20 protein-coding genes are annotated in these 16,443 nt (G+C 67.0%); 6 read left to right on the top strand and 14 right to left on the bottom strand.

The window, feature by feature from the left end; genetic code table 11:
- Positions 1-70: 70 nt before the first annotated feature.
- On the top strand, positions 71-913 hold the full coding sequence (locus ACPPVW_RS12420) for a hypothetical protein (protein WP_426623428.1): 843 nt from the start codon (positions 71-73) through the stop codon (positions 911-913).
- A 45-nt stretch (positions 914-958) separates the two neighbouring features.
- Here the strand turns inward: ACPPVW_RS12420 and ACPPVW_RS12415 are convergent, their stop codons facing one another.
- On the bottom strand, positions 959-2,893 hold the full coding sequence (locus tag ACPPVW_RS12415) for an esterase/lipase family protein (RefSeq protein ID WP_426623427.1): 1,935 nt from the start codon (positions 2,891-2,893) through the stop codon (positions 959-961).
- A gap of 42 nt (positions 2,894-2,935) precedes the next feature.
- On the opposite strand from ACPPVW_RS12415, the gene ACPPVW_RS12410 reads away from it, so the two are divergent.
- Positions 2,936-3,229, top strand: a complete 294-nt coding sequence (locus tag ACPPVW_RS12410; protein WP_426623426.1) for a hypothetical protein — start codon at positions 2,936-2,938, stop codon at positions 3,227-3,229.
- Positions 3,230-3,414: 185 nt separating this feature from the next.
- On the opposite strand, the gene ACPPVW_RS12405 is transcribed toward ACPPVW_RS12410, so the two are convergent.
- The 8 genes from ACPPVW_RS12405 to ACPPVW_RS12370 all read right to left on the bottom strand — a co-directional run bounded on the left by ACPPVW_RS12405 (position 3,415) and on the right by ACPPVW_RS12370 (position 8,602).
- Entirely contained in the window at positions 3,415-3,957 is a 543-nt protein-coding gene (locus ACPPVW_RS12405; RefSeq protein ID WP_426623425.1) for a hypothetical protein, read from the bottom strand.
- 31 nt (positions 3,958-3,988) lie between these two features.
- Positions 3,989-4,318, bottom strand: coding sequence for a helix-turn-helix domain-containing protein (locus tag ACPPVW_RS12400; RefSeq protein WP_426623424.1), 330 nt, complete (start codon positions 4,316-4,318; stop codon positions 3,989-3,991).
- Positions 4,315-4,701 (bottom strand): hypothetical protein, encoded by a 387-nt coding sequence (locus ACPPVW_RS12395; protein ID WP_426623423.1) that lies wholly within the window; start codon positions 4,699-4,701, stop codon positions 4,315-4,317. Before ACPPVW_RS12395 ends, ACPPVW_RS12400 begins: the two co-directional genes overlap by 4 nt.
- Positions 4,702-4,804: 103 nt before the next feature.
- Positions 4,805-4,957 (bottom strand): hypothetical protein, encoded by a 153-nt coding sequence (locus tag ACPPVW_RS12390; protein WP_426623422.1) that lies wholly within the window; start codon positions 4,955-4,957, stop codon positions 4,805-4,807.
- A gap of 10 nt (positions 4,958-4,967) precedes the next feature.
- Positions 4,968-5,168, bottom strand: a complete 201-nt coding sequence (locus tag ACPPVW_RS12385; protein ID WP_426623421.1) for a hypothetical protein — start codon at positions 5,166-5,168, stop codon at positions 4,968-4,970.
- Positions 5,169-5,303: 135 nt separating this feature from the next.
- Positions 5,304-6,671, bottom strand: a complete 1,368-nt coding sequence (locus tag ACPPVW_RS12380) for an NAD-dependent succinate-semialdehyde dehydrogenase (protein WP_426623420.1) — start codon at positions 6,669-6,671, stop codon at positions 5,304-5,306.
- A gap of 140 nt (positions 6,672-6,811) precedes the next feature.
- Entirely contained in the window at positions 6,812-8,134 is a 1,323-nt protein-coding gene (locus ACPPVW_RS12375) for an APC family permease (RefSeq protein WP_426623419.1), read from the bottom strand.
- An 87-nt stretch (positions 8,135-8,221) separates the two neighbouring features.
- A complete protein-coding gene (locus ACPPVW_RS12370) occupies positions 8,222-8,602 on the bottom strand; it encodes an SHOCT domain-containing protein (RefSeq protein ID WP_426623418.1) in 381 nt (126 codons plus the stop codon).
- 447 nt (positions 8,603-9,049) lie between these two features.
- Between ACPPVW_RS12370 and ACPPVW_RS12365 the strand changes: the two genes are divergently transcribed.
- Positions 9,050-9,340, top strand: coding sequence for a hypothetical protein (locus tag ACPPVW_RS12365; protein WP_426623417.1), 291 nt, complete (start codon positions 9,050-9,052; stop codon positions 9,338-9,340).
- Between the two features lie 4 nt (positions 9,341-9,344).
- Here ACPPVW_RS12365 and ACPPVW_RS12360 read toward each other — a convergent pair whose 3' ends face one another.
- Complete coding sequence (locus ACPPVW_RS12360) at positions 9,345-9,623, bottom strand: hypothetical protein (protein WP_426623416.1); 279 nt, start codon at positions 9,621-9,623, stop codon at positions 9,345-9,347.
- 160 nt (positions 9,624-9,783) lie between these two features.
- Here ACPPVW_RS12360 and ACPPVW_RS12355 point away from each other — a divergent pair, with 160 nt between their 5' ends.
- On the top strand, positions 9,784-10,065 hold the full coding sequence (locus tag ACPPVW_RS12355; protein WP_426623415.1) for a hypothetical protein: 282 nt from the start codon (positions 9,784-9,786) through the stop codon (positions 10,063-10,065).
- A 107-nt stretch (positions 10,066-10,172) separates the two neighbouring features.
- The gene (locus tag ACPPVW_RS12350; RefSeq protein ID WP_426623414.1) at positions 10,173-11,015 is read left to right on the top strand and encodes an SDR family NAD(P)-dependent oxidoreductase; all 843 of its coding nucleotides are present in this window, start codon (positions 10,173-10,175) and stop codon (positions 11,013-11,015) included.
- Between the two features lie 84 nt (positions 11,016-11,099).
- On the opposite strand, the gene ACPPVW_RS12345 is transcribed toward ACPPVW_RS12350, so the two are convergent.
- From ACPPVW_RS12345 to ACPPVW_RS12335, 3 genes are all read right to left on the bottom strand, one after another.
- Positions 11,100-12,824, bottom strand: a complete 1,725-nt coding sequence (locus ACPPVW_RS12345; RefSeq protein ID WP_426623413.1) for an ABC1 kinase family protein — start codon at positions 12,822-12,824, stop codon at positions 11,100-11,102.
- A 4-nt stretch (positions 12,825-12,828) separates the two neighbouring features.
- A complete protein-coding gene (locus ACPPVW_RS12340; RefSeq protein ID WP_426623412.1) occupies positions 12,829-13,407 on the bottom strand; it encodes a PadR family transcriptional regulator in 579 nt (192 codons plus the stop codon).
- A 234-nt stretch (positions 13,408-13,641) separates the two neighbouring features.
- The gene (locus ACPPVW_RS12335) at positions 13,642-14,361 is read right to left on the bottom strand and encodes a DNA/RNA helicase domain-containing protein (protein ID WP_426623411.1); all 720 of its coding nucleotides are present in this window, start codon (positions 14,359-14,361) and stop codon (positions 13,642-13,644) included.
- 106 nt (positions 14,362-14,467) lie between these two features.
- Between ACPPVW_RS12335 and ACPPVW_RS12330 the strand changes: the two genes are divergently transcribed.
- Positions 14,468-15,427, top strand: a complete 960-nt coding sequence (locus ACPPVW_RS12330; protein WP_426623129.1) for an IS481 family transposase — start codon at positions 14,468-14,470, stop codon at positions 15,425-15,427.
- On the opposite strand, the gene ACPPVW_RS12325 is transcribed toward ACPPVW_RS12330, so the two are convergent.
- Positions 15,389-16,423, bottom strand: coding sequence for a DNA/RNA helicase domain-containing protein (locus ACPPVW_RS12325; RefSeq protein WP_426623410.1), 1,035 nt, complete (start codon positions 16,421-16,423; stop codon positions 15,389-15,391). The two genes, ACPPVW_RS12330 and ACPPVW_RS12325, sit on opposite strands and share 39 nt — an antisense overlap.
- Positions 16,424-16,443: the final 20 nt, after the last annotated feature.

The following is a 16,443-nucleotide window of genomic DNA, read 5'->3' as shown; positions in this document are numbered from 1 at the left end:
ACCCGGGGTCCGCGCCGGGGTCCCCTCGCGGGCCGTTCCGCCGCGCCCCTGTCGCCGCTACTCTCGCCTCATGGCCTCCGTCCCGCTCTCCGACGCGCAGGTGCGCGAGCTGCGCGAGAAGTACGCTGCCGGCGCGCGCCAGGTGCAGCTCGCCGACGAGTACGGCGTGCGACAGAACACGGTGTCGAGTCTGGTCACCGGTCGGTCGCGGCTGGAGGCCGGCGGCCCGATCCTGCCGGGCAGGAGCCGCAAGGTGACGAGCGATGAGGTCGTCGCCATCCGGGAGGCCGTCGCCGCAGGAACTCCGCGAGCCGACATCTCCGCGCGCTACGGGATCTCGCACCAGATGGTCTCGAACATCGCCTCCGGCCGCGCTTTCGCGGACGTCGGCGGCCCGCTCACCGGCTCCACCGCCACCCGCTCCCGGCCGTTGACGGTGGAGCAGGTCGCGCGGATCCGCGAGCGTCTCGCGGCGGGTGAGGATCGTGCGATGGTCGCGGAGGCCTTCGGCGTCTCGCACTGGACCATCGCCTCCGTGCTCCGCGGCGCCACCACCGGCGTCGCCGAGGCGTCGGGCGACGACGACGAGGTCGTGCAGATGCGCCGCCTGCACAATATGGGCGTCTCGCAGACCGAGATCGCGCGGAGGTTCGGCACCAGCCAGCAGCGGGTCAGCCTCATCGTCCGCGGCAGCAGCCACGCCGCCCACGGCGGCCCGATCGCCGAGCCGCAGCGCCGCCGGCTCGGCGACGACGAGGTGCGCAGCATCCGCGAGGCGTACGCCGCCGGCGCGCGGCTGACCGAGTTGGCGGAGCAGTACGACGTGGCCGCCGCGCTCCTGCGCCTGGTCGTGACAGGCCGCACCTATGCCGACCGCCCCGGCCCGATCGCGGCCGCCGAGCGGCATGATTGACGCCGAGGGGCATGTCGTTCAGCCGTGCTTCGGTGGCGACTGCGGCTACAGCTTCGGTTCTCGGTTCGTGATGGTGAACGCCAGCCGCGCCGACCGCCCGAAAACGGGGAGGGCGCGCGCGGCCTCCGGGAGGTCGAACGTCGCCCTGATCACGTTCGGGTCCTGCGGGTCCGGCGTGAGTGTCAGCTCGTCGGCCATCTGCCCGAGCTGGTTGATCGCGCCGGGGACGGCGCTGTTCCAGCCGGCCCAGGCGCCGAAGCGGCCGTCCGCGGACCGCCCGATGTCGACGATGAGAACGTCCTGCCAGTCGCCCACCTGCTCCAGGTTGGTCGAGAAGTCGAAGACGCCGTCGCGCGTGATGACCTGATAGACGCGCAGGGTCAGCGCGTACCGCGAGAGATCCTTGCTGAGGCCGGCGTAGTCGTCGCTCGACGCCACGGCCGGGGCCGCATCGGCCGCCAGGTCGTGCGCGACCGACGCCACCGCCGCGGCGGCGACCGCGGGCAGGGTCGGGTCGAGCGGATTGTCCAGCGCCACGTTCACCGGCTCGAGCGACGGCGCCTCCCGCTCCTGCTCGTCCTCCCCCGCGCTGAACGACTCCACGAAGCGGTGCCACCAGCCCTGTCGTGGCGGCTCGGCCTCCGCGGGAGCGACCGCCGCGGCAGGTGCCACCGCCGGCGCCGACTCGTCCCCCACCCCTGGTGTCACATTCGTCGGCGGGAGGTCGCTCGGCGGCTCCTTCGAGAACAGGAACGTGCCGACCAACGGGATCGGCGCGTCGACCGAGTCGTCGCCGGGCGCTCCCGGGGCGTGCTGGGCGATCTCGGCGTTGAGCTGCACGGGGTTGTAGTGCACAGCCTTCTGCTCGGTGATGAGCACCGACAGCCCGCGGATGGCGAGTTGGAGGTCGGCCTGCCAGGCGACGTCGGGCCGCGCCTTCACCGCCGACGCAGGAGGCAGCGAACTCAGCTCCACCTGCACCGACCAGTGCCCGAACAGGAACCGCGCCAGGTTCTGATAGCCCTCCTCGGAGTTCACCTCGCCGTACGGGCCGGAGTGCGACTTGTAGACGAACGCGCGATGCGCGCCCTTCACGTAGGCGTTCTCGATGAGCACCAGCCCGTCGCTGCGCGGCCCCACGCCCAGTTTGGCCAGGTTGTAGTCGTTGGAGTCTGTGCCGATGATGCAGAAGACGTTGTCGACGTCGAAGATCTCGGGCGGGATGACGCGCGGGTCCCACGCCTTGCCCAGCGGCTTGTCGCCGTACTTCTTGCCCGGCGTCAGGTAGCCGTACATCTTCGGCGGCGAGAAGATGTCGGACCCGGCCGGCCCGAACGTCTCCATCAGCCAGTTCAACAGTCCGCCGGTGAACACGATGCCACCGTGCGGGGTCGCGTAGGTGCAGAACTTGGCGACCAGTTCCTTGGCAGGGATGCGGCCGTCCTCCTCGCAGACCTTCTGCATCATGCAGCGGGCGACAAGGCCGCCCATAGAGTGCGCGACGAGGAACACCTGGGGCGTGCCGGTCTTCTCCCTCACTTGGAGGACGAGGTCGTACAGCTCCCGCGCCGCCTGCTCGATGTCGAAGCCCTGGGCGGTGGTGTGCTCCCGGACGAGATCCTCCGTCCAGGTGATCGCCCGATCGAAGAGGTTGCCCGAGCGGGGCGTCGGCGCCGCGTACGTCGTCGCGGCCTCGTCGTAGAAGCGGTGGATCCAGATCGACCTCTGCGGCAACGTTCCGGCGGGCGCCGTCGCGAGCAGCTCCTTCTGACTCCCCCGCACGAGCAACCGATAGTCGCGTTCGCCGAGCAGCCGCAGCAGCGGTCCCTCGAACTGGTAGAACTTGGGGTCGCCGTCGCCGTTGACCCGGGTGTGCGTGGCACCCTCGTTGAAGCCGTAGAAGGGATCGTTGACTGTGGAGTCGATCTGACTGGTCGGGCCGGCATACCCGCGGCAGTAGACGATCGGAAGCTCGTTCACGGTCACACTGTCCCGCACGCACAGAGCGCGTGGCAAGACCGAGTGGTCTACCGTTCGCTCCTGGAACGGGAAACGGAAGCGGCCGACCGCCCCTCCCCGTCAGGAGGCGCGGCCGGCCGCCTGGCGGTGTCCGTGGAGATCCCGTACGGTCTGCTGCCTGATCTGCTCGCCGAGCTCGCCGACCTTGACACAGACTGGGTAAGTGAGCTTCCGGATGCCGTGCGCGAGCTCGGGGTATCCGTGGCCGCGGCCGCGCTGGCCGCAGCCGATATACGGGAGTCGGCGACCGGCGTACTTGCGTACGAGCTCGACGAGTTGCTCCGGTATCGGCCATGAGGCGAGGTCCCGGGCACAGGACGCGCACGGCGAATGCCCGCCGTCGAGCGCGGCTGCCATAGTTAGCTGGGTGAGCGAGGATCCCGACCTTGAAGCAGGGGGGTGCTCTGGGTTAGCTACGGGTCGATGCACGCCGACGTTCCAGAGGCACCTGGTGCTCGTCGGCCGCAAACCCGTTGCGTTCGCTAGGCGCGGGCGATCCGAGTGAGGGCGTCCGCGAGCTTGTTGACCTCGCGGGACTCCTTGTCGAGCCAATCGCTGTGACGAACGTGATGCAGTTCACCCCGAGCGGTACGCATCCAGCGCTGACCTACGCCGTCGGAGAACTCAATCAGCACGCCAACCCGGGCGTCCATTGCTCCGCCCGGGTTGCCGGTTACTTGCATCCACCACGATCCGGGCGGAATCATCGACAGTCTCAACGTGGGGGCGTATTCAGGAGAGTCCGACTTCGCGTTTCCCCAGGCTCCGACCCAGGACAGCAACACGTCATAGATTGCAGAAGTGGAAGCGTTCTGCACGATCACGGTGTCCGCGATTGTATTCGGCACACGAGGGTCCATGTGGGCCTGCCAGGCGCTGACCATCGTCGCCTGCAGCCGGCGCCTGTCGCGAGAGTCCTGGGACGCCACCCCCACGGCCACCCAAACAGCGAAAACGGTTGCTGCGGCCGCCACGGCCCTGATGATGACCGTGGCGATGTCGAATCCGTCGCGCGCGATGGACACAGCGATCATCTCCGGGACCCCGTCCCGCCGGCTAAATGGTGAGCTCGACGTCGCGGCCGTTGACCGTGACCAGGATCCGCGGGTTCTCCGCACCAGTCGCGGTCAGATAGCTGCGCAGCGTGGAAAGCAGCATGTCGTCGCGTTTCTCCATCTGCGACACTGCCCCCTGCGTCACCTTCAACTCGCGGGCGATCTCGGCCTGGGTGCGCTTGCCGGCCTCGCGGACCATCGCCAGGCTCATCGCGTAGACCCGGTCCATCTCCTCGGCCTCCGCGTCGAACTGCGCGATCTCATCAGCCGGGACCTGGGCGATCATCCGATCCAGTCGAGCGTCACCGCTCACAAAGTGCTTCTTGCTCATGACTCCTCCTCAGTGTCTTCCAGCCAACGGTCGATGATCTGGTCAGCGCGGGTACCGACCGAGTCGTAAAACACGTCACCCATCGACGCCTTGTCACCGGCGAACAGGGCCACCACGACCCGATCCTGCGCTGCCGGGAACCAGCAGATCAGCCGAAGAGCAACGCCCTCCCGGTACGGGTGCGACACCCGCCACACCGCGTACGTCCGCGACTGCCGAACCCGCTTGATCATGGCCGTATCTTCAGCCGGTTCAGCATCAAGCTGACGCAGACGGTTTAACATCAACGTCAGCAGTTGGTACGTCTGCTTGCCCCGGTCAGTCAAGTCCGCCTCCAGCCGATCCAGCTGGCGATCGAACTCACGCGACCAGTCAATGTTCACGCCAACAACATTAGCAGGAGCTGATATTAGTTGCAACTAATGATGCGTCCGAATCTCACCTAGCAGGGGCGGGTGTGAGTGAGGTGGTCACCGCGGAGGAGGTCTAGTTGGGGCGGGGTGACGAGTTGGACTGACCCGGACGAGTCTCGACGGGCACGCCGCTCTCTTTCACGACGAGGCTGATATTGCTCGGCAGTTGCTGCACCGGAGCCGCCGACAACTGCACGCGCGGAACAGGGGTGGGGTCTTCAGCCATGAGATGCCTCCTAAACCGACACGCAAAACTGCAAAACGCGACGCTGGGCAGGCGATGGCGGATCGGACCGCGTGTTGGGGTCGCCGTCGCCGTTGACCCGGGTGTGCGTGGCACCCTCGTTGAAGCCGTAGAAGGGATCGTTGACTGTGGAGTCGATCTGACTGGTCGGGCCGGCATACCCGCGGCAGTAGACGATCGGAAGCTCGTTCACGGTCACACTGTCCCGCACGCACAGAGCGCGTGGCAAGACCGAGTGGTCTACCGTTCGCTCCTGGAACGGGAAACGGAAGCGGCCGACCGCCCCTCCCCGTGAGGAGGCGCGGCCGGCCGCCTGGCCGCGCGAGGCTCAGCCGCCGATGCGGATGAGCTTCTTGTTGACGAACTCGTCGGCGCCGAAGCGGCCGAGCTCGCGGCCCGAGCCGGAGCGCTTCACGCCGCCGAACGGCAGCTCCGCGCCATCGGCGAGCACCACGTTGACAAAGACCATCCCGGCCTCGATCTGGTCGGCGACCCGCAGGGCCTGCCCCTCGTCGGTCGTGTAGAGATACGAGCCGAGACCGAAGGGGGTGTCGTTGGCGATGCGCACCGCGTCGGCCTCGTCTTTCGCGCGGAAGACCTGTGCGACCGGACCGAAGAACTCCTCCCTGGAGGCCGGGTTCTCGGACGTGACATCGGTCAGCACGGTGGTCTCGAAGAACGCGCCGTTGCGGCCGCCGCCGCGCACCAGAGTGGCGCCGTTGGCGATCGCGCGCTTGACCTGGTCGTCGAGGCCCTCGGCGGCGCTCAGCGACGACAGCGGACCGAGCGCCGAACTCTCGCTCGTCGGGTCGCTGGCCTCCACCTCGGCGAGCTTGGCGGTGAACTTCGCCAGGAACGAGTCGTAGAGCTCGTCGGCGACGATGAAGCGCTTGGCCGCGTTGCAGGACTGGCCGCTGTTGTCGAGGCGCGCGTCGACGGCGTTCTGCACGGTGGCGTCGAGGTCGTCGGTCGACAGCAGGATGAACGGGTCGGAGCCGCCCAGCTCGAGCACGACCTTCTTGAGGTTGCGGCCAGCGATCTCGGCGACCTTCGCGCCGGCGCGCTCCGAGCCGGTGAGCGATACGCCCTGCACCCGCGGGTCGGCGATGACCGTCTCGATCTGGTCGTGCGACGCGTAGATGTTGACGTACGCACCCTCCGGGAAGCCCGCGTCGAGGAACATCCTCTCGATCGCCGCGGCCGACTCCGGGCACTGCTCAGCGTGCTTGAGGAGGATGGTGTTGCCGATGACCAGGTTGGGTCCGGCGAAGCGGGCGACCTGGTAGTACGGGAAGTTCCACGGCATCACCCCGAGCAGCACGCCCAGGCCCGACCGGCGCACGACCGCGGAGCCGCCGCCGTCGAGCAGCTGGATCGGCTCGTCCTTGAGGAACTCCGGCGCGTTGTCCGCGTAGTACTCGTAGATGGCTCCGGCGAAATCGACCTCGGCCAGGGCCTGTTCGACCGGCTTCCCCATCTCGCGCACGATAATGTCGGCCAGCTCCTGCCGCCGCTCCACGTGCAGCTCGCCGACGCGGCGCACCAGGGCCGCGCGCTCCTGAACCGTGGTCGTCTTCGACCAGATGCGGTACGCGTGCTCGGCCGACGCGATGGCGGCCTGGAGGCCGGCGTCGGTGATGGTGTCGAAGGTCTTGACCGTCTCGCCCGTGGCGGGGTTGGTCACGGCGTAGCTCATGGTGCTCCTTATTCCTACAGTGACGGGGTCGTGGCCCTGGGTGATCGGGGCCGACTGTGCCTTCGGAAGAAGGGGCCCCTCGGGAAAGACATTACGGGTGCGGCGCGACGGGCGCTACGAGTCGAAGCCGAGGCGCCGCCCTACATCGCGTCCTGAGGAGCCCGGCTCCCCCGCGTCCGCCCTCCCCGTCGCCCGTGCGCCGCGCCTTTCCAGCCGAAGTCGATCACCATCGCCAGCACGAGGATCCCGAGCAGTGCGAACGCCGTGGCCGGCTCGTCGACGAGGGTGGTCGTGCAGAAGATGACGAACGTGCCCAGCGTGGCGATCAGGCCGATGATGAGCCCCACGAGGTTGCCACCGGTCTCGCGGCGGACGCGCAGGTGCGCGATGCTCACCGCCGAGAACACCAGCAGCGCCACCGCGCTGCCGATCGACGCGATCGCGTTGAGATTGAAGAACGACACCAGCACGATCGCGAGCAGCGCCATCACCACGAGACCCGCGGGGAACGGCCCCAGCTTGCGCCCGAAGAACGGCGGGAACTGGCCGACCCTGGCCAGGTGCTGCGTCATCCCGATCGACGGGTACAGGCCGGCGTTCACGGCGCCGGTCGTCGAGAAGAGCGCGGTCACCACCATGAGCGCATAGCCCGCCTGGCCCAGCACCGGCTTGGCCGCCTCGGCGAGCGCCGTCGACCCGTACTTCACGACCTCGTCGGCCGTGAGCGTGCCGAACACGCCCAGCGACACCGCGACGTACACGGTGGTGGCGATCAGCAGCGCGAAGTAGATCGCCTTGGGCAACTGGCGGGCGGGGTTCGGGAGGTCTTTGGCCGTGAACGTGATGACGCCGAAGCCGAGGAACGCGAAGAAGGTCAACGCCACGCTCGAGACGATGTACTGCCATCCCGGGTAGCCCGACGGGGCCAGCAACGACGGGTTCCAGTTCGCGATCGTGACGACCGCGAAGATCAGCAGGATGACGAGCACGACGCTCACGATCACCGACTGCACGCGCGCCACCGCAGCCGACCCGATCGTGTTGAGCCCGCTCATGACCAGGATGAGCAGCACGCCCAGGATCTTCGCCCACGTCGGGTCGTCGTGGGCGACGACCGAACTGGCATAGCTGCCGAACGACGAGGCGATCATCGCCACGACGATCGACCCGGCGGTGAAGAACAGCCAGGAGCCGATCCCCGCGATGTGCCCTTCGCCGAAGCCCTTCGACAGGAAGGTGAGGATGCCGCCTCCGGACGGGTACCTGGCGCCGAGCTTGGCGAACGAGTACCCCTGCAGGAGGGCGATGATCCCGGCGATCAGGAACGACAGCCACACCGCCGCCCCCGCCACCGCGCCGGCCGCGCCGAGCAGGGCGAAGATGCCGGCGCCGACCATCGAGCCGACGCCGATGTAGATGGCCTGCAGCACCGTCATGCGCTTGGTGCCGGGCGTCGAAGTCATGGACCCCTCCGTTCTGCCGCTTGGTGGAGGTTGAAATCGGGTGCCGCGGCGCAGGGTTGGAACGCGGCGGCACCCGAGGCTGAGGCCTTAGCTCAGAGCACGCGCCTTCAGGCTGTCGAACTCCTGCTGCGTGATCGCACCGGAGGAGAACAGCTGCTGCGCTTTGACGATCTCGTCTGTCGGGCTCGTCGTCGAGGTGACTTCGCGGATGTGTGCGTCCACGGCGGCCTGAGTGCTTGCGGCCTCCCTCATGCTGCGCTCCGCCATACTGCGGCCGCGGGCGATCAGGTAGACCAGCGCTGTGAGGAACGGCACGAAGATCAGGAAGATGATCCACACGGCCTTCCACCAGCCGTTGAGCTTACGGTCGCGGAACAGGTCGCCGATGATCGCGAACAGCGCGAACAAATAGGCGATGAAGGCGAAGCTCCAGAGGAACAGCCACACCCAGCTCCAGAAGTTGTTCATCTCAGTCCTCCCCTTCCGTGCCGGCCCACTGGCCGGATGCGTGAATGTAACCCCCGGGGCATGCGTCTGGCTACTCCCGATTTCGGTTCGGCGGATGAGTTCGGATCTCGAAGAAGTCGGCTATTCCCAACTCCGCCCCGGTGATGCATCCTGTCGCCCAATCGGGCAGGTTCGTCATGGATATAGCTCTCGTCATCATTCCGGCGTGCACCCCGGACGTCGACTTCGGCAGCTGGGACGGGGCTGCGATGGACGAGCCGGTGTACCGGGAAGGATCGGCCATCCTCCCCAGTGCCGCCTTCCTGGGCACCGGCTCTTCGGCCGACGGCATACGGACGCCCTCCGGAATCCATCGGCAGCGGGGCCTCCATCCTGCTCGTGTCGTCGCTGAAGAAGGTGGACCTGGGGGTCGTTCCGATCCCAGAACCGTCTGTGTAGTTTTGAACTATGGCCGACCTCCCCGACGCGCTCCCCGCCGACTACGACCCCGCTCACGTGTTCCGCGTCGTCGCGATGCCGGTCGAGCGCGGCTGGGGTGTCTGGCTGCGTGCTGCAGACGACAGCATCCACAGCTTCGGGCTGGGGCTGGCTCCCGAGACGCCGTTCCGCCCCGAGGTGCTCGACGTGCTCGGGCCGATCCTGAACCTGCAGTTCCGGCTCGCGTACATGGACGACACGGCGTGGGACGAGATCGAGAACCACTGGTCGGCGGTCGTGTACGAGTACACGCCGCGGTAGCCGGTCAGTCGTCCGGCGTCGAGATCTGCTGGACCACGTCGCCGTCGCCGTCGGCGAGCGTCCGCGGCACGGTCTCGGCGTACAGGTAGGCCGCCGCCTCGGGCCACGCGCTGGCGTCCACGAGCCGGAACACGTCGACCGCCGCCGCTCCTTCGAACGCCGCCGCCGCTCGAATGATCCCGGGAGGCCGGGCCCCCTCGATGGGGAGGCGTTTGCTGAAGCTCTCCCCGCTCTCCTCCGAATAGAGAAACACCGCGACGAAGCTCCCGTGCGCTTCTCCCATGACCGAACCCCGTAAGTTGCTGATGTCACCCGAACGGGGGCACCTTGTGGCGGCATGATGCACCAGCGCCTCTGCGCTCGGCAAGACGCCGGGACGCACCCGCCGGGGGACAAAAGACGAAGAATAGCCGCGCGGCCTTCTCGCCAGGCAGAATCCAGGGATGAGCGAAGTCCACCCCACAGGCCCCACCGCCCTCGGTCCCGGCACGACTCCCGGCGGGATCCCCCTCAGGCTCCACCTCGCGGAGCCCGAGTACGCAGCACTGGTGCGGAACACCCTCGGCCGCCACACCACAGCGTCTGCGTTGGTCGAGCTGCTCGTGCTGCGGGCGCTCGAGCACGCGGACGTGCCGCAGCCGGCCGACACCACGCCGAAGCGTCGGCACACCACCTACGACGACGCCACCAGCGGCTTCACCCGCGACGCGCGAGCTCTCTCCTGAACGGCCGAGGGGCCCGTCGCGACCGCGGCGCCGCCGCGGTGGCAGCCGGCACAGAATCCATCATCTGGCACTGAGCGTCAAGCTGGAGGCGGTGGCAGGATGGCATCGTGACCCAATCGATCCTTCTCATCACCGGCACCTCCTCCGGAATCGGACTCGCCTCCGCCGTCGCTGCGGCGCGCGCAGGGTTCACCGTCGTCGCCACCATGCGCGATCTCGGCCGCGCGGATGCGTTGCGCGCCGCGGCCTCCGCAGCCGGGGTGACGCTCGACGTGCAGCCGCTGGAGGTCACCGATCCGGCCTCCATCGCAGCGTGCGTCGAGTACGTCCGCGCGACCTACGGCCGTCTGGACGCCCTCCTCAACAACGCGGGCGCCGGGCATCTCGGCACCATCGAGTTGGAGTCGGTGGACGACGTGCGCGGCGTGATGGAGGTCAACTTCTTCAGCGTCGTCGCGGTCACTCGCGCGGTCATGCCGCTGCTCCGGGAGAGCGGCGGTCGGGTCGTGACCGTCTCGAGCGTGGGAGGTGTCGTCGGTCAGCCGTTCAACGAGGCGTACTGCGCCGCGAAGTTCGCCGTCGAGGGGTTCATGGAGTCGCTGACCCCGGTCGCCGCGACCGTCGGCGTGCGCGTGAGCGTGATCGAGCCGGGTGCGGTGACGACCGAGTTCGTCGCCAACGTCGGCGGCCGGCGCTCGATCGACGGCACGCCGTATGCGGCAGCACTGGACGCCTACCTGGAGCGCACCGCCGCCGCGTTCGATCCTGCCGTTGCGCAGACGCCGGAGGGTGTGGCTGACGTGATCGTGGAGGTCCTGACCTCCGAGAATCCGCCGGCCCGCGTGCAGACGTCGGAGGCCGCGCAGCGGTTCGCCGGCGTGAAGCTCGCCGACCTCGACGGCGCGCACGTGCAGCACGTTACCGCGCACTGGGTGACCGGCACGGCGTGACGCGTCACTTCCGTCGAAGGGCACGTCAACGCCCCTAAAACCGCCGGGTAGGGGCGTTAACGTGCCCCTCGACGCCTCGCCGCGCTAGCGTCGGCGGCCTCCCAAGAGGGTGTAGAGCAGCGGCAGCACCGACACGCTCATGAGCACGATCCCGAGCGGCGGCGCCGTCGGCAGCAGCACCGACCCGGCGACCAGGAGGCCGCCGAACAGCACGGCGCCGATGAGCCGGCGCGTGACGCGTTCCAGGCGCGCGATGCGCTGGTCGAGCACGGGCGTCTTGACCGCGAAGTCGCCCTCTTCGATGCGGTTGATGACGGTGTCGATGCGCTTGGGCAGCCGCGCGGCGACGCCGGCGACCGAGACGGCCTCCTTGACCAGATCTTGGACGACGTTGCCGCTCTCGTCGCGCAGCAGCTGTCTGGCGTAGGGCTCGATCGAGTCCCACAGGTTGAACTCGGCGTCGAGCGCGCTGCACACCCCGGAGGTCAGCGACATCGCCCGGATGATCAGCAGGAAGTTCTCCGGCAGCTGGAACGGCAGCGACCGGATCACGTCACCGAACTGCACGGCGAAGTCGCGGAACTCGCGCTCGTCGACCTCCCGCAGCTGGGCGAACCCCATGCCGCCGAATCGCGCGAACAGCTGGGTCATCGCCCGCTCGAGCTCGCTCGTGTCGGAGCTCGGCAACAGCACACCGACGTCGCGCATCGCGTCCACGAGGCCTTTGCCGTTGCGGGAGGCCGCCGCGATGAGCAGTTTGCGGAGGCCGCTGCGCGTGCTGTCGGGAACCTCCCCCATCATCCCGAAGTCGATGAAGGTGAGCTTCCACGGGTGCGCGGTGGTCGCGTCCATCGCCTCGCCGCCTTCGGGGACGTTCGGCGTGACGAAGATGTTGCCCGGGTGCGGGTCGGCGTGGAAGAACCCGTTGGTGAACAGCTGGTCGAACATCACGGACGCGAACACGGGCGCCACGTGCGCCGGGTCGATGCCGGCCGCGCGGAGGGCGGACGCGTCGGTGATCTTGATCGCCGTCACGTCTTCGAGCGTCAGCACGCGCCGGGTGGTGCGCTCCCACACCACCTCGGGAACGGCGACGCGCGGGTCGTGCCCGAAGTCGTCGGCGAATCGCGCGCAGCTGCGGGCTTCGTGGAGGTAGTCGATCTCTTCGAGGCAGGTCACCGAGAACTCCTTGATGAGCGCCGGCATGTCGACGCGGTCGGCGACGACCCGCACGCGCTGGAGCCAGCCTCCCACCTTGCGGAGCGCCGCCAGGTCGACGTCGACGATCGCGTCGATGCCGGGCCGTTGCACCTTGACCACGACCGTGTCGAGCCCGGTGTCGGCTTTGTCGGCGTCCGCCAGCTGCGCCCGGTGGGCCTGGCCGAGGGAGGCCGCGGCGACGGGAACCGGATCGATGCTCGCGAAGACACGATCCAACGGCATCCCGAGCTCGGCTTCGGCCAGCGCTGCGATGGCGTCGAACGGCACGGCCGGGACTTCGTCCTGCAGCCCTTCGAGCTCTTTCGTGATCTCGGGCGGCAGGACGTCCAGCCGGCTCGACATGAACTGTCCCACTTTGATCATGAGCCCGCCGAGCTCGACGGCGAGGTCGTGGAACCGCCGGGCGAAAGCGGTCAGCCGTTTGGTGCGCCCGCGCTCGCTGAACCGGGCGAGGCCGATGCGCGGCAGCACGAGGTCGTACCACCAGATGTGCAGGAGGTTCCGCGCGGCGAAGCGCAGGATGCGGCGGTAGCGGGCGCGGGTATCCCCCGCGCCCGCTGCCTGTTGGTGCGCTTTGGGCGACGGCACCCGCTCAGTCCTGGGCGAGGATCGAGTAGAGCTTGCGCCGGGCGTCCTCCAGGACGGTCACCGCCTCCTTGATCTGCTCGGGTGTCCCCGTGCGGCGCACCTGGGCGGCCGCCTGCGCGAGCGCCATGCCGGCCTTAGGGAGCTCGCCGTCCCACGGGTTGTGGCCGCCGAAGGGGCCGCTGCGGCTCTTGCTGGTGCTGTCGCTCTCGGTGTCCCAAGGCGCTGGCCCAGCCTCTTCGGCCGCTGCCTTGCCCTCCTCGGTGAGCGCATAGGTCTTGCGCCCGTTGGACTCCTCCGACGTGATCAACCCCTCGTCGGCGAGCAGCTGGAGGGTCGGGTAGACCGAGCCGGCAGACGGCTTCCAGCTCCCGCCGCTGCGCTCCTCGATCTCACGGATGATCTGATACCCGTGCATCGGCTTCTCGGCGAGCAACGCGAGAACGGCCGACCTGACGTCGCCCCGCCCCATCCGCGTGCCGACCTTCTTCTCGAACTGCGACCGCAGCTGATCGAACGCCTGCCACAGGTTGTCCGGGTTCATGCCGGCGCCCCAGCCGCCGCCACCAGTGAATGTTCCGCTCATGATGTCCTCCTCGGGTGAAGCGGGTAACGATAGTTCACGATATATCGTTCGGGGGCTCGGTGGAAGGGGTTCGGGGAACTCACATGGCTGGCATTCGAGATAGTTGCGCTAGCAGACCTTGGGAACTGCATCTCGTCACGCCGCCGTCGGATTGCGGTCTTGCAGACGCTCAGTCTCCAAGCCGCGGTTCGGCGTCTACCACTGCGCTGTAGTCGCTTTCAGGCGAGTCGACGTCTACTGACGCCGTCGTTGCGTAATTGATTCGCGCCCACGCGAACCGTGAACGCGCTCGGCGGTGAAGAAGGGCCGAAGATACGCTCTCAGTGCCGGATCACTCACATAGACGTACGTGCCGAGGATTCCCCGTGTCAGCAGCACTGCGTAGATGTTCGATACGAACCGAAGCAAGTCTTCGTCGGTATAGATCTTGCCGAGCGTCCGGTTGTTCTCCTTGCCCTTCGCATCGAAGTATGACTCTCGGTCGAAATACATTTCCCGCTTGACGGGGTCGTACTTGAGGTCGGGACCGATGATGACGCCGGTGTAATTAAGGTCATATCCCTGCACCGTGTGGATAGAACCCACTTCGCTTAGAGCGTTTGGCGAGGAGACCCAGTCGGTCTGGACGCTATTCCACCGGAACGTATGGCCTTGTTCTTCGATATCGAACGCGCTCTTATCGTTCTGGGATTTCCACGCCCAGGCGAATCCCGCGACGATGCGGGACAGTCCTACCTCCGAATCACGCTGGTAGATCGCGTCCCGCATCTCGCCGACGCTGTCGAAAAATCGCAGGTCGTATCCCTCGAATGACTCGGGATGCGCTCCGCCGGCGACGCTTCCCATGACGCGTCTCACGTATCCGACGAAGTCCGCTCCCGCCCTGACTCGCATCTGTGTGGTCAATGGATAGTGCCGACCGCCATCCTTGGCGCGGCTGACGAGTTCATTCACGTCAGCTAGCTGTAGTTCCCCGACACGTTGTGAACGGTTGAGGTGAGCGAAGGCCTCCGTGGAGGATGTGGGTTACCACACTCACATCTAGCCAACGGAGGTCTTCGTGACTCACGCTAATGCACCGTTGACGCCGGAAGGGCGTCGACGGCTGGTCGAGCTGGTTCTGGAGCGCGGGTGGTCATTGCGGCGGGTGGCGGAACGGTTCCAGTGCTCGCCCGCGACGGCGAAACGGTGGGTCGATCGGGCACGCGCAGGCTTGCCGATGACCGACCGACCCTCCCGCCCGCACTCGTCCCCGAATCGGTGTCCGGCCCGGTTGGAGCGCCGGATCGTGGCGTTGCGGTTCAGGTGGCGGTGGGGTCCGCATCGGATCAGCTACCACCTCGGTGTTCCCCGTTCCACCGTGGGCAGGGTGCTGGCCCGGTATCGGATGCCGCTACTGCACCACCTCGATCAAGCGACCGGGCTCCCTATCCGCAAACCGAGGGCTGTCCGTTATGAGCACGCTCGCCCCGGCCAGCTGGTCCATGTCGATATCAAGAAGCTCGGCCGCATCCCCGATGGTGGTGGCCACCGAGTCCTGGGGCGGGCAGCAGCACCGTCCCGGCACCGCGGCCGCGGCTATGCGTTCCTGCATCACGCTATCGATGACCACTCCAGGCTGGCCTACTCGGAGATCCTGAACGATGAGCGCAAAGAGACCGCCGCCGGATTCTGGCTGCGCGCCAACGCGTTCTTCACCGCCGCTGGGATCACCGTCACCGCGGTCATGACCGACAACGGTGCGTGCTACCGGTCGAAACTGTTCGCCGACGCTCTCGGCACGAGAGTCAAGCACCGGCGCACGCGCCCCTACCGGCCGCAGACCAACGGGAAAGTCGAACGATTCAACCGCACCCTGGCCACCGAGTGGGCCTACGCGCACGCCTACCTCAGCGACGAAGCCAGAGCCGCAACCTACGACACCTGGCTCCATCACTACAATCACCACAGACCCCACACCGGAATCGGCGGCCTCGTCCCCTCAGCCCGCGTTCACAACCTCACGGGGAACTACAGCTAGCGGTATGTCTGCAGGTCGAATGCTCTGGTGCGCGTCCAACAGGAAGATCTGATGGCGGCTCTTGGCGAGGATCCAATCCAACTGCGTCTTTGTCTTGTCGTCGAAGTGGAAAAGTCTCTCGGTGATGAGTCTGAACTTCTTGTTCTGCACGCCGGACGACTGACTGGCGCGTTGATTGAGCCCGTGCGCTTCATCGACAATGAGCAGGTCGAAGTCTTCCCCCGCGGATCCCACATCAAATGCCGTCAACACCATGTCAGGGTGTAGGCCTGGGGTGCGTCGAAAGACTTTCTTGATCGAGTCTCGCAACGATTGCTGCGGAACGACCAGGCCGAAACGCTTCCCGACGATCAGCTCTCGGAATCCTTCAGCGAAGAAGTCGGAAAAGAGGCTGTCGCTGTCGAGGCCATCGGGCGGAGTAGTATCCGCGATGTCTCTGAGAAGCTTGAGTAGGTAGATAGCGACGACGGTTTTGCCTGTGCCCGGATCTCCTTGAAGAACAACGGTGCTTCCCGCGCCGGTGCTGAAGTCATCGAAAAGCCCCTCGAGGATATCCTCGACAGCGGCTGCTTGGTCGTGAGTCAACGTTTTGAAGGGCGAGAGCTTAAAGAGATCGCTGTTCTCTATCGCTGGGATACTCCGCGTAAAGAGGCCCATGTCTTTGAGTTCGCCGAACACTTCTTGAAACGTCTGACGGTACCGGTCTCTGTCGTAGTAGTCGGCATCGACGATTCCGTCGTTCCGGTTGAGCACTCGATGTGTTCCATCGCCTGCGAGCATTCGGATCAGATATGACTCAAGATCCAGGCACACCGACTTGTTGAAAGTGTCGTCGACGATGAACCTCGCTGACGTGAGGTGCCTCTTCTCCATCGACGCGAGATGCTGTCGCATGCGGGCGGCAGCATTCAACGACTCCCCCACGTACACGTCGCTCAGCCCGTTCGCGCGACTCGTGGCGTCTACTGCGGTGAGATCGTCGAGCACATAGACCACTGGCCAATTGGCGTTACGGC

Origin of the sequence: Leifsonia sp. McL0607 (genome assembly GCF_049993355.1) — a bacterium.
Classification (GTDB): Bacteria; Actinomycetota; Actinomycetes; order Actinomycetales; family Microbacteriaceae; genus Leifsonia.
Note: the sequence above shows the minus strand (reverse complement) of the source record. Positions and strands in the feature narration are given on the sequence as shown.

What these genes read in the sequence shown, in the direction of transcription:
- ACPPVW_RS12400 (WP_426623424.1), bottom strand. Translation starts at nt 4,318, where the DNA reads ATGAGCAAGAAGCACTTTGTGAGCGGTGACGCTCGACTGGATCGGATG.
- ACPPVW_RS12360 (WP_426623416.1), bottom strand. Translation starts at nt 9,623, where the DNA reads ATGGGAGAAGCGCACGGGAGCTTCGTCGCGGTGTTTCTCTATTCGGAG.
- ACPPVW_RS12365 (WP_426623417.1), top strand. Translation starts at nt 9,050, where the DNA reads ATGGCCGACCTCCCCGACGCGCTCCCCGCCGACTACGACCCCGCTCAC.
- ACPPVW_RS12375 (WP_426623419.1), bottom strand. Translation starts at nt 8,134, where the DNA reads ATGACTTCGACGCCCGGCACCAAGCGCATGACGGTGCTGCAGGCCATC.
- ACPPVW_RS12355 (WP_426623415.1), top strand. Translation starts at nt 9,784, where the DNA reads ATGAGCGAAGTCCACCCCACAGGCCCCACCGCCCTCGGTCCCGGCACG.
- ACPPVW_RS12340 (WP_426623412.1), bottom strand. Translation starts at nt 13,407, where the DNA reads ATGAGCGGAACATTCACTGGTGGCGGCGGCTGGGGCGCCGGCATGAAC.
- ACPPVW_RS12420 (WP_426623428.1), top strand. Translation starts at nt 71, where the DNA reads ATGGCCTCCGTCCCGCTCTCCGACGCGCAGGTGCGCGAGCTGCGCGAG.
- ACPPVW_RS12390 (WP_426623422.1), bottom strand. Translation starts at nt 4,957, where the DNA reads ATGGCTGAAGACCCCACCCCTGTTCCGCGCGTGCAGTTGTCGGCGGCT.
- ACPPVW_RS12380 (WP_426623420.1), bottom strand. Translation starts at nt 6,671, where the DNA reads ATGAGCTACGCCGTGACCAACCCCGCCACGGGCGAGACGGTCAAGACC.
- ACPPVW_RS12370 (WP_426623418.1), bottom strand. Translation starts at nt 8,602, where the DNA reads ATGAACAACTTCTGGAGCTGGGTGTGGCTGTTCCTCTGGAGCTTCGCC.